The organism is Polynucleobacter sp. Latsch14-2 (genome assembly GCF_018881925.1).
Taxonomy (GTDB): domain Bacteria; phylum Pseudomonadota; class Gammaproteobacteria; order Burkholderiales; family Burkholderiaceae; genus Polynucleobacter.
On record NZ_JACVPL010000023.1, the window covers coordinates 1 to 14,527 of the forward strand.

A 14,527-nucleotide genomic window follows, 5' to 3' on the forward strand; every position below is an offset into this window, starting at 1 on the left:
ATGTGCGGTAATAGCTTAAGCATGACTCAATTATGTACACATTTCTTTCTTACGAATTCTTACAGGACTCAACCCTCCTATTTCAAAGTCTTGGCTTTAAAAAATCTTCATAGTCTCCTACTGGCCGATAACGGACCATTGACGCCAAAAGAAAAGCCACCCCGAAGGATGGCTTTGGTAACGCTTTTGGTAACAAGGGCGTTGTATCTCTACAAACCCTTGTAACACCTATTGACATGGCGGAAGAGGCGTCCATAAATGAGCCCTCCGAAGAGCTCCACCAAAACCCTGAAGGCCTTTATCTATATAGGTTTTTTGGTTAACCACACTCCCGACTAGCCCTCTCTAACCCACTAAAATCTATGCATTCGTGGTGGGTACAGTGGTGGGTAGAGAATGGGGTGTTGAAGCTTGGAAGAAGGTAAAAAAATTAGCTTTACGGCACGAGGTCTTGTGTCAATCATAAGCCCTGGGTACCATGCTGACCCAGAATCCAAGGGTCTATATATTCAAGTATCAAAAGGGGTAAATAGCTTTAAGCGCAGCTGGATCTTTCGCTATACCAGCCCCACCCTATTTAAAAGATGTGAAATGGGCTTGGGCTCCTTGGAGGCTCGGTCATTAGCCGATGCGCGTCGCAAAACCCTTGAATTGCGTCAAATGGTCTTAGACGGCATTGATCCAACAGAGGATCGCCACAAGACTCAGAGCAAGAAAATAGCTGCTATTAATAGTGGCATTACCTTTAAAGAAGCTGCTGAACTCTGTATCGAGGCCAGGAAAGCGGAATGGAAGAGCTCCAAGCACGCTGACCAATGGAGAAATACGATTGCCACCTTTGCTTATCCAGAGATTGGCAAATTACGCGTGGATCAAATCAATACCAGCCATATTGCCAAATTGCTAGAGCAGGATATTAAGAGGAAGAATGGTGAGATTGAAGGCACCTTCTGGAATGTCCGCACAGAAACTGCCACCAGGGTCAGGCAACGTATTGAAGTTATCTTTGACTGGTGTAAGGCTCATGAATACATCAAAGGGGATAACCCGGCACGCCTAAAAGGTGCGCTAGGACATTTACTACCCAAGGCTAAAAAGATTCAGAAGAAGAGCCATCACCCAGCCCTACCGTTTCAGCGCATCGGGGAATTTGTAAAAGATCTTCGTAAACACAATGGTTATTCTGCCTTGGCATTAGAGCTATTAATTCTGACGGCCACTCGCACAAGCGAAGTTATTGAGAGCAAGTGGACTGAGTTCAATTTAGAAACTAAGGTGTGGGTAATTCCTGCGGTGCGAATGAAGGCTGGAAAAGAACATCGTGTTCCGCTAAATGCTAGAGCGATGGAAATTCTTGAACATCTAAAAACCATCAGCGTGAGTAGCTATTTATTTCCAGGATCACTGCATAAAGAAGAGTCTCATCTTTCCAATATGGCGCTACTTTCTATGATGAGAAAGATGCCAAAGTATTCTGGATATGTTCCCCACGGCTTTAGATCAACATTTAGGGATTGGGCAGCCGAGACTACCGACTATTCAAATGAAACAGTTGAGCTAGCTTTAGCGCATACCATTAAAAATAAAGCTGAGGCTGCTTATAGGCGGCAGGATCAATTGGATAAGCGCTGCAGATTAATGGGCGAATGGGAAGAGTTTATTAATAATTAGCCTTTAACGACCCACAAGCGTTAGTTAATAATCTTTAAGAAACCTCCATTGCCCCGCCAAAGCAGACATTGGACCTCTGACTAGATTCAGCCTGCGGTATGCCATTAACCTTCGTGGAAAAGCAGTTTAAGGCCAATGTTCTTTGGCTCATGCGAAAGCGCTTGTAGGGCAACATCAAATGCAGCACGTTCACCCCCTTGCAGCACTGGAAAGTGTGGTTTTGACAATGGCGCATTTTCAGAAAGGGGAACAACAGAAGCAATCCCACTGCCAAGCATTTCCCACGGCGACGAGACTACGAGATAGCTATGATAAGGAACCGGCATACCGAATTGATCTTGCTCTGCCCCAAAAAATTTCACTACAGCTTTGATCATTGCGATTCCTTTTAGTATTGTCCAGCACCCTTATCGCTACGGCTAATTATGAGATTAATTCCAATCAATCCGTTCCCTTTCGTGCAGAGTCTTTAATCCATGACATGACCCCTGACACAAATTCCCATACATCATCATTTTCTGGTACGACGTAGCTTGGGCTGGTGGGGTCACTACCTAAGCGCTCAAGCATGGCGATCGTCCAGTCGGTTTTTTTCCCAGGTATTCCAAGCTTGGGCAGCCAACTCTCAAGCTCACCGCGTCTAACCACAAAAACTCCATACTGCTGAAGCGTATCAAACAAAAGTTCAGCAGCCGATTTGTCAGAAGGGAGGAGAATGCCTACTCCCCCTTGAGACTTCATGTCCTTGCCAGTCGCCTCAAAGCAGTTTTTTATAGATGCCCTCTGTGCCTGGTATCCCTCATGGAGAGCGGATGGCATATGTGCAGCTTGGAGCCAGTTATTCCAGGTCTTGCCACCGTCTTTGACTATATCTATGTCTGGAATCGCTGCTGCAGGCACCCCAAATTTCCGGAGTGGTCCAATTATGTCTTTAATAGTCTGCTTATTTTGGGCGTTGATAAACAATAGTGAAGGTGCGTCATCCATGGTCGCGGAAATGCGATGATATATCTCTGAATAGAACGCCCTATCATTATCTGATTCGGTAACTACGACACCATCATAGAAAAGTCCTCCAACCGCATTGGCACTTCTCATGAGGGGGCTCTTAAACATTGCCTCCAAATGAGCCGGATCGACCATTTTTCCTCGTGATTTTCCTTCGCTGTATTCAAGCCTTACAACGCGAACATCTTTGGTTGCCTGTACACAGCCCATAAGGAAGTCCGGGCTGTGAGTTGAGGCAAGTAGGCATCCACCTCGCTCGGCTGCCAAGGAGCCGAGATGTTTTCCCAATTTTCGTGCTAACGGCGGATGTAGAAATGCTTCAGGTTCGTCTATGAGAATAGTATGAAACTCGCCTGACATTACCGCAGTGACAATACCTGTAAAGGCCTGGACGCCATCGCTAGCATCTTTTATATGGATGGCCTCTTTGTGATAATTTCTTGTGCTCTGATTTAGCGATTGTTCATCCGCGAGGGGTTCTTGATTGGATAGTCGAATGCGTAATTGCCCTAGATTCGTCGGATCAATAACAAAATTGAGCCCAAAAGCATCCTTGATGAGAGTGCGCACTTTTTTCCTCGCTCCATCATCTTGAAATAAGTGAGCGAGTACATTTTGCGGTGTTGCCAACAGGTCACCACCCGCCTGATCGTTAGTTAGATTAAAGCGCGACCTTCCATCCAGCCTCAAAACGCCCCAGCGGAGAAATTGGGTTGCCCACCAATACTTATTGGTTTTCTGTTCGGCAATTGAAAAGATTGAAGTTTTATTTAGCGTCGCTGTCTCTAGACCTCCACTTGGATTAATGCGTCCAACAATAATGTCATCAAGGGCTAGGCCTTCACGTTGGAACGAAGAAAAACCCACTAATGAGTCACTTACCTCCTGTTTTGAAGGCCACTTTATCTCATAGTCTTTAAGAATATGCAGGCCATTAGGAAAAGGGTGTGTGATGAAGGCGTGTTCGATCTCTTTAAGCACAAGGCTTTTCCCTGAGTTATTCGGACCTACAAAAATAGTTATCCCCGTGGTGGGAAGAACCAAGTCGGGCGTTTCTGTGAATTTCAGTGTTATGGAATCGAGCATGTTTTCTTAATCTGGAAGTGACTTAGCCAAGGATTCAGCACATATTGGTATGAAGGTAAATAAATGATACGACTTAATCTGACCAACAGGTCCTGAAAAATCCCACGGAGCGGCTGTACCGCCCCATACAACTAAAGTTGTAACCTCCAAGAATCCAACCAATGATTCGAGTCGGAATTCCGATCTCTAGAGGCGGGGAAGCGGTCGTTGGCAGCAAGTGGCTACCTATCAGGCCTATGGAAGATTTGGTCTAGTAAGTGATATTAAGCGGAAACTATCCAACGCATCAAAGTGGCCGATAGCGGACCTCTAGGGTTTACCTCAACACACCCTCTCAAAATGAGGCACATCAACAAATCCCTTGAAATTCCCACCCCACCTATTCTTGGGGCCTAGGCTTTCCCAGTATTCGCCGACTGTGCGAATGAGCTCTTTATCCCAGACGAGCTTTCCATTCCAAAAGAAGTTCAGATCAATAGCGCAGCGCCTTAAGTGATTACTATTCATGGTTTTGGATCTACCACTCTTGAAATAGATCTCCTGCTGTTCTGGCGATCTCCAGAGCTCTCCGCCGGTAATCACCCACCCTTCTGCAGTTGCAAATTGAATAAGCCTACTGACGTCAATTAGGAAAGCTGCTTGCTCTATTACTAGGCTACTCATTGCTCTTCTTTTTTATTTAAGCCATGCATGCGCATCTCAAATATCTTCTCGACTGATCTACCGCCGAAGTAGGCAAGCATCACTAACTGCCCCCATTCGCCGAGGAGCTTTACGTAGGCTTCATTGATATCTATTCCCATGGCTGATAGGAGTGCAAATAATAGATAGGCCGTCAGGATGTAAACCAGCGTTCCTGGCCTGATGTTTTTTGATAACTTGGAATCGCTACCCATATCGGATTGCCAGCGATTGGTGGCATTCTCTTGTGAGGCCCGATGCATCTCCGCTAGAAGCTTGGATTCTTCTATCTCAAGCTCTTTTTGCTTGAGGGTGTATTGCAGTAGTAACTGCTCTTGTTCGATCTCTAACTGCTTGAGCTTGATGAGATCTTCATGACTGGGATTATCCGGAATGCACACCCCAATCTTGCCTTCAATGAATTCTTTCCCTTTGGCCTGAACTGCGCCCGCAAGGAGGCCAAGGCCATTAACGGCCAAGGTTTGCACTAGAGAGGTGATGATTGGAAGCATGTAATAGGTTCTTTTCTTGATGCTTGGAATATAGAAGTCCACCGCCCCACTACCGCCAAGGCTTTTAATTGGTGTTGGCAGTGGGGCGCAGTTACGCGCGCCCACACACCGTGGTTACTTCAACACCCGCAGCCGCACCCAAACACCTGCTGCTAGCGATGGTCCTCCCTTCTGCTAGCGTTTCTTAGCCCCCTTGGTTTCTGGTGGCTCTTGCTCAAGAGTTCCTTCTAATGCCTTCTCTTGTGCTGGGAGCTGACCTTCTTTCATCAAGCCTTCTACGATCTCCATTAGGCGATCTCCATCATCTTCACCAAAGACTTTAGCTACGACCTCATGACCATACTTGGCGCATAGGCGGTCATACTCTTGTTCTGGAGTAATGGTGGTCTTTGATGGGCGCTCAAACACCGTGACGTTTTCGCGCCCAAAGAGATTGCGAAGGATGTTGGTCTCATATGGGGGCACATACACATGGATGGTTGTGAAGGCATCTCTGCGCACTACCGCTTCCACCTCCTTGATTTGGAAGTCACTATGAATAAGTTCTTTGTGGTTCATCTTGATTTCCCTTATTGAATGGCTAATACCGCATGGGCATTAGCACGTGAGATGGATAAAGCACAACGTAGGTTCACCATGGCGTACATCGCCAAGGTATCGTGCGGACGGATTGGGGCAACGATGTCTAAGTCATCATCACGCAGCTTCATAAAGCGGGTGTTGAGGAAGTAGCAACGCTTACTCCACTCCACCGTACGGTTAGCCATGGCATCAAGTTCATCAAACTGCGGATCCCAAATGATCTCTACGCCTTTAAACGCTAGGCCTGTGTTTACGCCTGCGCCTACGCCAGCATCGATGTACTTGGTCTCACCAGATCCAGCGATATGGGTCACTGTCACTTGCTTGCGATAGGTATCAATGAACTTGCCGCCCGCGATGATGAAATCAGGGCTGCCGCCATGTTTAATACATTGACGCCATGCCGTTTCCATCTCACCTACTAAATTTCCTGGCGATGTTGAGGCAATGTCTTTGACTGCGTAGTTACGCCAGTAACTTGCTTTAGCTCGATCGATACCACCTACCGTGCCCACATCAGGCGCCAGGCTGACTAGACTGTCCAGCCCGACTACTGCATCGGCGCCGTGCGAGCCGTCGCGGTGCAGCTCCAAGTCCAGCTTATTGAGAAAGCCCTCTCTTAAGACTTCTAGTTGCTCATCCAAGAGGTTGATGAGTTGTACGCGCTCGTTGTACTCGAGCTGAAAGCCGCGCGCGCCACCCTCACGCACTTTGATGCCATTACTAAAGAGTCGGTCATAGTCGATATAAAGACCATCTACCGCCCTTCTCCATGGGAAGGAGGCCTGCTCAGTCGTATTGCGTTTATTGAACTTAACCGTCTCCTCGCCAAAGGCCCAGCTAAAGTTACTTCCATGTTCTTTGCGGATGTTCTCAACTACGTTTTGCTTTGCGCCCAATAGGCTCTTACGACCCTCCATCAGTTTTTTAAGGAAAGGTCTCTCTACAGCGATTTGATCGACCGGTAGATTACGCAAGTACTCATCTAAGGAAACCTTGGCTAACTCTTGCAAGTCTGTATTTGAAATTGGCATATGCCACCCCATCAATAATTATTTAAGAAATTGGTGGCTTCATACCTGGTGATGGAGCGTGAACCCATCCATTGCTACGCTACTAGTCGCGACTCTAGCTTTTACGCGATGGTATGAAGCAGTAGATTGAGTGATTAGCTCTCACCACATGAATTGATTATTGGGGTGCTTGGTGTGGGGTTTGGATATTTCTGGGGTTTTTATTGGCCGATTTATTCACATCGCTATGAGTCTTTATACCCAATGTGTCTTTGTGCCACCTTGGGCATAAAAGAGCGTTTCTTTGGCAGTGGCCGTCAAGGGTGCGCAAGCCACCCCTTTGGGGTGCCCTTGACTGAATTACTCTATCGTAAATTCATTAATAGGAATGTGGTGATTTATTTTGTTTGACTCTTTGCAGCTTGATCTCTACATTGCTCATTCATCTAAATGAATAGTGAAGGAGTCCCATGGACAAAGAGCAGTGTTATTTCGCGCTTGATTTAGAGCTTAACAATTCGCAAGATAATTCCACAGTAAATCCAAAGATCATTCAAATAGGGTTAGCAGTCGGAAACTACCATGACTATGTCAATCAATCCCTATCTTCGTATAAATGGTTCTTAGATCCTAAAGAGCCTATTTTTGAGTTCATCACCCAATTAACGGGCATTTGCAATCAGGATATTTCTGACTATTCAGTTCCACATGAACAAGCAGCTAAAGAAATTGGTGAAATTATTACTACGCGTAATTGCTTTGTTAATCCCATTACCTGGGGCGGTGGCGATTCACTTGAACTGAAAACTGAATTTAAAGATCGAGGTATCAGCTTTCCCTATTTTGGTCGTCGATGGATCGATGTCAAAACTTGGTATAGCCTGCACATGCTTGCCATGGGCAAAAAACCCAGTGGCGGTCTATCCTCAGGCCTGGGTTCTTTTAAGCTTCAATTTGAAGGCAGTCCACACAGAGCGGATGTTGATGCACTCAATACCTTGAGGCTTTTCTTTGAAATCCTTCACAGGCACAATCGGATATATCAACTGGTAAACGATGCCAAGGCTTTGAAATAGCCGTATCTATATACCTAAAAATAGGGTTATTTTGATTCTATACGCACTTTTGTTGACATTAAACTATAATATATGCATAGTTGTTGACATTAATGGATAAATTGAGGCCCTATGAACACTTCTGTTGACCAGCTGCCCCTCTTGCTTTTTAGTTCGAGAGAAGACAAAACCAACGCCCAGAGAATTTCCCGCTTGGCTAGGTCTGGTCGTTTGCGTCAAATTTATCGCGGCATTTACACCAGCGACCTCAATAGCCCACTCGAGCAAATCATTCGGCCAAATTGGCGGCAAATTACCGAATATCTTTATCCAGGCTCCGTAGTAGCTTACCGCTCTGCTCATCTTTGCAAACCGGATGATAGTGGGAATATATTTTTGGTGTCTGGCAATAGAGCACGTCAAATAGCATTTCCAGGGTTGACTCTCAATATCTTGCCAGGCCCTGCTGCAGTTCAATCGCACAAAGATTCGCTAAACGATACCCAGTATGGAAAACTCTTTATATCCTCAGAGGCTAGGCGGTTACTGGAGAACCTCTATAGCCGCAAAGGCTCAGATCTTCGCACTATGGGTCGCCCTTGGGTTGAGTCTTATTTGAGTAAGCTATGCACCATTCGTGGTGAACACAAGCTCAATGCACTACGTGATGACGCTAAAGCAATTGCCCCTCAATTGGGTCTAGAGGTTCAATTTAAAACGCTCAACACGATTGTTTCGGCCTTAATGCAAACTGGTAAAGCCCGCTCTTTACGGGCTGCTGATGCATTAGCGCGCGCAGCTGGTAAACCTTATGATCCTGATCGCATTGAGATCTTCGAAACTTTGTTTTCTGCATTAAGAAAACCTTTTCCCATCATTGAAGATCAGGCAAAAACGGGTAAAAGCGCCTTTAATTTCGCATTCTTTGAATCCTACTTTTCGAACTACATTGAAGGAACTACATTCACTGTCGAAGAGGCCTCCGAGATTATTTTCGATGGGAAGATGATTCCAAAACGAAATGAAGATTCGCATGATGTATTGGGCACCTTTAAAGCAATCATGGAGCAGCCCTTTCGCTCTAAGCCCCCAAAAGATGAAGATGATTTCTTAGCGTGGCTTTTGCAATGCAACCTCCAAATACTCTCTAGTCGCCCAGATAAAAATCCAGGCGAATGGAAAGAGCAAAGTAACCAAGCAGGAAATACTATTTTTGTTCATCCAGAGCTTGTTAAAGGCACTTTGCGGGAAGGATTCAAGCGCATCGCTTTACTAGAAGATCCATTTGCGCGCGCATTGATGGCGATGTTTGTAGTTACTGAAGTGCACCCGTTCATGGATGGCAATGGCCGAACGGCGCGTCTAACCATGAATGCATTCTTAACTCAACACTCCGCCTCTCGCATTATTATTCCCACGGCTTATCGTGAGGATTATTTGCTGCCATTAAAAGCGCTGTCTCAAAACAATGATCCCAGCCCCTTCATTCGATCCATGACTCGCGCATGGCGTTGGACCGCTGGATTTGATTATTCGAACTTCCCAAATCTTTGGGAAAAAATGAAGGCTTGTAACGCATTTACAGACAACCCCTCACAGCATCAATTGCTTGATCCTCACGATATAAGCTAAGTTGTTGACGAAAAATGACTATATCGGCTGTTTTGTAGACAAAATGAGGCGATTTGGGTGTCTAAAGACATTTATGTCTACATGCCACTAGTTTTAAGTGGCATGTAATTCACAGCTATCTATATCCCCATATTCCCTAGATGCTGAGCAATTCGATCCATGGGATTGCCTGCGCTGGCCAATGGCGTGCCTAGGGTTGAGGTTCGCGCCCGTATAGGCTGAGGGCTATGGGTTGCCATAGGCTTAATGCCTCCAAAACTAGGCTCCGGCCTTCCAATCGCCTCATAGATGGACTCAATCATGGTCTGCCACTGCTCTGGCTGATTGCTCTGCACAAAGACTTGCATGTAGAAAGGGTCTGACATGTATTTGCTAAAGCAGATCGCCTTATCGGTGTGATCAATTTCATCTGAACGAGTATTCAAAAACTTGAGCATCTGCAGCTTTGCTTCTAAGACTAATTCGGAAGGCTTTTTCTGTGAATCCACGTGAGCCATCACATTACCCACAAACTTGCTTTCTATTTCATATTTACGAATCACGTCTTGCAAGCTTGTAACCGTGCATTGAAGATCTTCAACCTGCTTTTCTAGATCACGCTTTTCATTGATGATTCTCTGCACACGCTCACAACCCCTCTTCGATTTGATGTTGCTAGAGGCTTCTTGGTTAACGCTGCCATCGACACCAGGACTCAAACCCGTAGGCCCGGGGTTCAATACCCGCTTAATTAGATCTTCACCAGTTTCGATTTGAATCTCAGTTTTCGGAAGTGTATCGACGGTAATGGCGACTGGTGCAGGCAATATTTCACCAAGGTCATGGGCTTGTAGTGGCGCCGTAACCTCTGTAGCAGGCATAAAGGCTGGCACATGCACTTCGCCCTTTACAGGCCTAAATATAGACTCGGGCGATAGAGCTTCGGACTCCTCCTCCAATACTTCGCCCTCATCAATATCCTCAGATAACTTGGCAAGAGATGCATTAGGGGTCTTACTTAGATCATCTAGTAAGTTGGCTGCTTGGCTCCGGCTCTGACTCTTACGTTCCGCCTTTTGTGTTTGTTGTATCTGAGCGCTACGCTCCTTATCTAATTGAGCGGCTTCTTGCCTGGCTTTTGCTTGCGCAATCAATTCAAGCGCACGCTCTTCCCTTGCCTTATTGCGCCTTGCAGCACTTTCGGCCGCGTGCTTCTCATAAGCTTCTTTTTCAAGCCGCTCGCGCTCTTTCTTGGCCTCCCTATTCTGCTCCCTTTGAATTGAGCCACCCTTGCTTAGTACCTCCGATTTAAAGCCTTCCACTTCATTTGCTACTTGCGTCATTGCCTGTCTCCTCTTTTAATAAGTTGCTGCTGTAATGCATTTCAGCGTTTGTCTTTTGCCTTCGCTCAGAAAACCAATTCATTCCTAAGTTTGGATCGTCATCGCGTGACCATCCCTCCGCCTGCTTTTCTACATTCGGTATAAATAGATTGGAATCGATACGATCGTCATATCGCAAGAGGGTCTCGTGTAGGAGATTACGGATATGTTCGTAATCCATTCCTCTGGCTTGCAGGTTTTGCATTTGGATTGATAGATTCGTAATCATGGGGAGAACCTTGAGCCAGCTCTCTTTATCCTCTATGCCATCTGGTGCGCCGGTAGTGCCTGCCCTGATACGTAGATCAACCATGTCAAAGATTCGGTCTTTGGTGAGTTCTGGCCAGTCATAGGTTTTCTCCATAGTCATGACTAGTTCGCCATTGACCATGGTGGTCTTAGTACTTGGCGGCCCCATGTAGCGTTCTACTTGCTCTTTGGTCAGTTCTTGTAAAAGTACCTGGGCGCTATATTGGGCAATCTCTTGTAGCCAATCTTCTATCTGGTCCTTGAATTCAAATACGCGCCCTGATAAGGCTCTTTGCAGAATGTTGGCTTCGGTTGCTGTCTTGGGTCTGACCACTGTAGAGCGCGCAGCATCTTGAAGACCTGTAACTTGCTCCCAGTCATAACGCACTGCGCTGGTGTCATAGACGATGGGATCGATCTTGGGGTGACCCCGAGGAATAATCACTTGATTCAGAGGCTTGCCTTCGGTATCCACAATCGTGATCTCGCCAAATCTTGAATCTGAGTGTTTCTTAATGGTCTTTTCATTGATATCGGCAGATGCTACCCATCCCGGTATGCAGAGGTCGCGATGTTGATTGAATCGATCCCTTGCTTCGTTGTGCTCGTCTTGCAAGCGCTCAGTCAGATCAACCAGACTTGGACCTACGAATTGACCATCGACTACTTGGTAAGGCAATAAGAAGAATGGGTACCAGCGCTCTCCTGCTCTTGGTGGTGAGTAAGGTTCGCGTAGCCATTCAGTCGCGCCCTCTACCATGGTGTAAACACGCTGGGTAGCTCTATCCCAGATCTCTAGCACTGCTATTTGCTGATCATCAGTCACCGGTCCTGAACCAGCATTCATTTGCATCGAGGCTAAGCGTTTGGCTTTCTTATGAGATGGTTCACCTTGACCTGGTTGGTAGATCTTGGCATTAGCTAAATTCTTCTTGTAGAGCGCTTCTGCTTGGCCGCGTTTCATCGGAATGATTTGGCAGATCCAGTCCGCATCGGTGTAGTCCCAGAACTCACAGATTGAGGGGTCGATGAGAAGGTTTTCCGTAAGGACCCTATCGATTACTAAGCCTTCAGCGGATTGCACTTCGGTTTGCTCTTGTAGTGACTTGATGAGTTCTTCCAACTCCGCTCTCTTGGCATCATGATGATGTTGATCTTCGCCTTGAAGATCTCGAGCTAAGTCTTCTATGGCTAGGAGGTTTTCTTGGGCATCGTTGATGCGACCTTGGATATAGGAATCCTTGCTTGGGTCTCGCTGATACATCACTTTGAGAATGCCGAAGCTACAGGTCAGTGCTGCCCTTACGGTGGACTTGGCTCGATTCTTGAGCTGGGCATGCTCTAGCGCCCTATTGGTGACCTTCTCCAGTGTTTTACAGAAGAGCTTAATGTCTGTGCCCGAGTGAGTGGGTGCTGTTGAGATCTCTGGGTTACGTGCATAGACGTTAGGCAGAACTGCAGAGATGGTGCCGTGAATGAGGTTAGCTCTTAGGCTGTAGAAGTCTTTGCCTGTAGGGTCGGCATTCCAATTAAAGCCAGCTACTGTGTTGCGGTTGTGCCTTACGCGCTTATGGAAAGTTGCCCAGTGAGCGCGCGCATGTGTGATGCGAGCGGTCCATTTTTGTTGGAGGGCTTGAGAGTCTTGGGGCACATCTTATTTATAGATTCTTAATAGACATACCAGGGATTTATTTAAAATAAATTTCGCAATCGACTGCTTTCGATTCGAAACAGAAATTGGCTACTCGGAAAAGTGGACGTTCAACACGAAGGTAACCGATAGCGCATAGGTGGTAGTCCGTCGTGCCAACATCCTTGTTGACTGACTAGTTAGTGAGATTAGCCGGAAGCGGCAACGTGGACCTCATAGTTCAGAGTCCAGCTCGATCGACTTGACCCCAACGGGTTGTCGAATTATCTCTCCGGTCCTCCGGTGTCTGACCTTGAACTTGAGCATTACCTTCTCAGATCTTCGGTCCCTCTGCACGTCTTGATCTGAAGCGTGAAGTTCAGGGTCGACAAGTTCGATCTGGAACCGAGGAGCAATCCTCATCGGCACTACAAAGATCATTCTGATTACTCCCTCACCGTTTGGCGTATATAAAACTATGCCAGATACCCTTGCCAAGGCATGGTGGTAGGAAATCATTGCTTGATCCTCTGCCATCTGCTGCTCTGGGAATAGACCTTTAGCGGGGGTCAATGTAATGAAGTGCTGGTTCAAATCCGCTGGTACAGCATTAGCCTCGGGATCGACTTGAACGGTAACTGAGTAGCCCTCAGCTTCATACTCCAGCTTAATTGCTTGCCCCTGCGGCTTGAAATCCATAGGGCCGATGAACATCGAGAAGGAGACTGGCCCTTCGGGCAAATCCGATAAATCGAATACAGCATCTTCATCAGCTATACCGTCGTTATGCACATCAAGCTTATCGAGTGCCGGTACGCGGTATCCGTAGATAGGAAAAAGCTGGGTAGTACGCGTGAGGGGAGCAATGAAGATTGAGGCTCCGTTCTCGTGGTAATTCACACGGCCAGATTGATGAATCGTGACTCTCTTGTTCTTCGGACGCGGTGAAGCGGACTCGGTCGCTCTCAGACCCTGGTCTCTCGCTCCAGCGCTCCAGGATATTGGGGATGCGCTAACGCCTTCCCTTCGAATAATAAGACTTAGTGAACCATCTCGATCACTTGTTTCCAAGACCATAAATTTCCGAACGGTGAATCCATGCTGTATCAGAATGTGCATATTACTGACGGTCTAACGGAAAGATGGCCGATGGACAATAGGACGCCGTGTCTAACGAACAGTTAGCCATGCATCGCCCGAGGAGTCCGGGCCGCGTCACCACCACCTTGCGGCTGAATGCAAAGCTGTTTCAATGAAGTAAGCTGGTCCGGGCTTGACTTGGCCCGATCGAGAATTGCCTCTTCCAATGGTTTTATGATGTTCAAGACGTGCTGCATCGCCACAGAGGACAGTGTGCCAAGTTGACTTACACCTTCTACAGAGTCGCAAATGCGTAATGAAGCGAGATGACCAACACCAATAGCTTCTCCCGATTCTCCGATTGCAATACCCACTCGTACATCCTCAAACGCGTTCACGGGATGTGCAATGTGTTTATCACGCGTATCTTTGAAGTACTGGTGAGTGCCGACAGGATCACCTGGCAGGTGGATATAGATTGATGTCTCAAGGCGAGTACGCCGCCCAGAGCTGAAACATCGAACATAGGAGACTAGTGCGGAGGCCCAAAGGCTCCGCACGAGTGTCTCGTCCGGCTCCGGTTGCTGAAGCAGAGTTACAAGAGACTTCGTTGCGCATATCACGTGATGAAGATCATGCGCCACCGCATACAAGCTCGCCAAGAGTGCTGCGTCATCGTCCAGTAGTTCCAGTAGGGGTTTAGGTTCTTGCATCGTTAAAAATTTATAGGTATTGAGTGGCCCGGCTACGTGATATCCCAGCCGCCAAAGGTCGCAACTTGACTGTAATATTAGCCGAATGGCAGCTTTTTTGGGGCAACTTCGGCTGACTGCTTTTGGCCTTGGATTCAACCGGTCAACGCAACAGATTGGGCAAAACGTTCTGCCGGTGTTTGATAGTTTAGTGTCTTTCTAGGGCGTTCATTGAGTTTTCTGGCTATGGCATTGAGCTTAGCCTGTGAGTAATT

14 protein-coding genes and 1 pseudogene are annotated in these 14,527 nt (G+C 46.9%); 4 read left to right on the plus strand and 11 right to left on the minus strand.

What is annotated here, in order from left to right; all coding sequences use genetic code 11:
- Positions 1 to 453 precede the first annotated feature (453 nt).
- Entirely contained in the window at positions 454 to 1,671 is a 1,218-nt protein-coding gene (locus ICN46_RS11325) for a tyrosine-type recombinase/integrase (protein ID WP_216208857.1), read from the plus strand.
- A gap of 104 nt (positions 1,672 to 1,775) precedes the next feature.
- On the opposite strand, the gene ICN46_RS11330 is transcribed toward ICN46_RS11325, so the two are convergent.
- The 6 genes from ICN46_RS11330 to ICN46_RS11355 form a co-directional block, all read right to left on the minus strand.
- The gene (locus ICN46_RS11330) at positions 1,776 to 2,048 is read right to left on the minus strand and encodes a hypothetical protein (protein ID WP_216208860.1); all 273 of its coding nucleotides are present in this window, start codon (positions 2,046 to 2,048) and stop codon (positions 1,776 to 1,778) included.
- Positions 2,049 to 2,112: 64 nt separating this feature from the next.
- The gene (locus ICN46_RS11335) at positions 2,113 to 3,765 is read right to left on the minus strand and encodes an ATP-dependent nuclease (protein ID WP_216122495.1); all 1,653 of its coding nucleotides are present in this window, start codon (positions 3,763 to 3,765) and stop codon (positions 2,113 to 2,115) included.
- Positions 3,766 to 4,086: 321 nt separating this feature from the next.
- Positions 4,087 to 4,428, minus strand: coding sequence for a M15 family metallopeptidase (locus tag ICN46_RS11340; protein ID WP_216208863.1), 342 nt, complete (start codon positions 4,426 to 4,428; stop codon positions 4,087 to 4,089).
- Entirely contained in the window at positions 4,425 to 4,958 is a 534-nt protein-coding gene (locus ICN46_RS11345) for a hypothetical protein (protein WP_216208865.1), read from the minus strand. Before ICN46_RS11345 ends, ICN46_RS11340 begins: the two co-directional genes overlap by 4 nt.
- 174 nt (positions 4,959 to 5,132) lie before the next feature.
- On the minus strand, positions 5,133 to 5,516 hold the full coding sequence (locus ICN46_RS11350) for a hypothetical protein (RefSeq protein WP_216208868.1): 384 nt from the start codon (positions 5,514 to 5,516) through the stop codon (positions 5,133 to 5,135).
- Between the two features lie 11 nt (positions 5,517 to 5,527).
- Positions 5,528 to 6,574, minus strand: coding sequence for a phage major capsid protein (locus ICN46_RS11355; protein ID WP_216208871.1), 1,047 nt, complete (start codon positions 6,572 to 6,574; stop codon positions 5,528 to 5,530).
- 449 nt (positions 6,575 to 7,023) lie between these two features.
- Here ICN46_RS11355 and ICN46_RS11360 point away from each other — a divergent pair, with 449 nt between their 5' ends.
- On the plus strand, positions 7,024 to 7,629 hold the full coding sequence (locus ICN46_RS11360; RefSeq protein ID WP_011902963.1) for a 3'-5' exonuclease: 606 nt from the start codon (positions 7,024 to 7,026) through the stop codon (positions 7,627 to 7,629).
- A gap of 111 nt (positions 7,630 to 7,740) precedes the next feature.
- Positions 7,741 to 9,240 (plus strand): Fic family protein, encoded by a 1,500-nt coding sequence (locus ICN46_RS11365; RefSeq protein ID WP_011902964.1) that lies wholly within the window; start codon positions 7,741 to 7,743, stop codon positions 9,238 to 9,240.
- Between the two features lie 119 nt (positions 9,241 to 9,359).
- On the opposite strand, the gene ICN46_RS11370 is transcribed toward ICN46_RS11365, so the two are convergent.
- The 4 genes from ICN46_RS11370 to ICN46_RS11385 form a co-directional block, all read right to left on the minus strand.
- Positions 9,360 to 10,562 carry a hypothetical protein gene (locus ICN46_RS11370; RefSeq protein WP_216208874.1) on the minus strand — a complete coding sequence of 401 codons (1,203 nt, stop codon included), beginning with the start codon at positions 10,560 to 10,562 and terminating at the stop codon, positions 9,360 to 9,362.
- Positions 10,543 to 12,501 carry a hypothetical protein gene (locus ICN46_RS11375; protein ID WP_216208877.1) on the minus strand — a complete coding sequence of 653 codons (1,959 nt, stop codon included), beginning with the start codon at positions 12,499 to 12,501 and terminating at the stop codon, positions 10,543 to 10,545. Before ICN46_RS11375 ends, ICN46_RS11370 begins: the two co-directional genes overlap by 20 nt.
- A 213-nt stretch (positions 12,502 to 12,714) precedes the next feature.
- Positions 12,715 to 13,557: a hypothetical protein gene (locus ICN46_RS11380; protein WP_216208881.1), complete on the minus strand. Its 843-nt coding sequence runs from the start codon at positions 13,555 to 13,557 to the stop codon at positions 12,715 to 12,717.
- A gap of 104 nt (positions 13,558 to 13,661) precedes the next feature.
- Positions 13,662 to 14,120: a hypothetical protein gene (locus ICN46_RS11385; protein WP_216208883.1), complete on the minus strand. Its 459-nt coding sequence runs from the start codon at positions 14,118 to 14,120 to the stop codon at positions 13,662 to 13,664.
- A gap of 2 nt (positions 14,121 to 14,122) precedes the next feature.
- Between ICN46_RS11385 and ICN46_RS11390 the strand changes: the two genes are divergently transcribed.
- Positions 14,123 to 14,263, plus strand: a complete 141-nt coding sequence (locus tag ICN46_RS11390; protein WP_216208889.1) for a hypothetical protein — start codon at positions 14,123 to 14,125, stop codon at positions 14,261 to 14,263.
- A gap of 144 nt (positions 14,264 to 14,407) precedes the next feature.
- Here ICN46_RS11390 and ICN46_RS11395 read toward each other — a convergent pair.
- Positions 14,408 to 14,527 (minus strand): annotated as a pseudogene (locus ICN46_RS11395) (IS30 family transposase); the annotation flags it as partial.

Bases quoted from the DNA above. Each gene is read 5' to 3' on its own strand.
- ICN46_RS11330 (WP_216208860.1), bottom strand. From the start codon at position 2,048: ATGATCAAAGCTGTAGTGAAATTTTTTGGGGCAGAGCAAGATCAATTC.
- ICN46_RS11335 (WP_216122495.1), bottom strand. From the start codon at position 3,765: ATGCTCGATTCCATAACACTGAAATTCACAGAAACGCCCGACTTGGTT.
- ICN46_RS11340 (WP_216208863.1), bottom strand. From the start codon at position 4,428: ATGAGTAGCCTAGTAATAGAGCAAGCAGCTTTCCTAATTGACGTCAGT.
- ICN46_RS11345 (WP_216208865.1), bottom strand. From the start codon at position 4,958: ATGCTTCCAATCATCACCTCTCTAGTGCAAACCTTGGCCGTTAATGGC.
- ICN46_RS11350 (WP_216208868.1), bottom strand. From the start codon at position 5,516: ATGAACCACAAAGAACTTATTCATAGTGACTTCCAAATCAAGGAGGTG.
- ICN46_RS11355 (WP_216208871.1), bottom strand. From the start codon at position 6,574: ATGCCAATTTCAAATACAGACTTGCAAGAGTTAGCCAAGGTTTCCTTA.
- ICN46_RS11360 (WP_011902963.1), top strand. From the start codon at position 7,024: ATGGACAAAGAGCAGTGTTATTTCGCGCTTGATTTAGAGCTTAACAAT.
- ICN46_RS11365 (WP_011902964.1), top strand. From the start codon at position 7,741: ATGAACACTTCTGTTGACCAGCTGCCCCTCTTGCTTTTTAGTTCGAGA.
- ICN46_RS11370 (WP_216208874.1), bottom strand. From the start codon at position 10,562: ATGACGCAAGTAGCAAATGAAGTGGAAGGCTTTAAATCGGAGGTACTA.
- ICN46_RS11380 (WP_216208881.1), bottom strand. From the start codon at position 13,557: ATGGTCTTGGAAACAAGTGATCGAGATGGTTCACTAAGTCTTATTATT.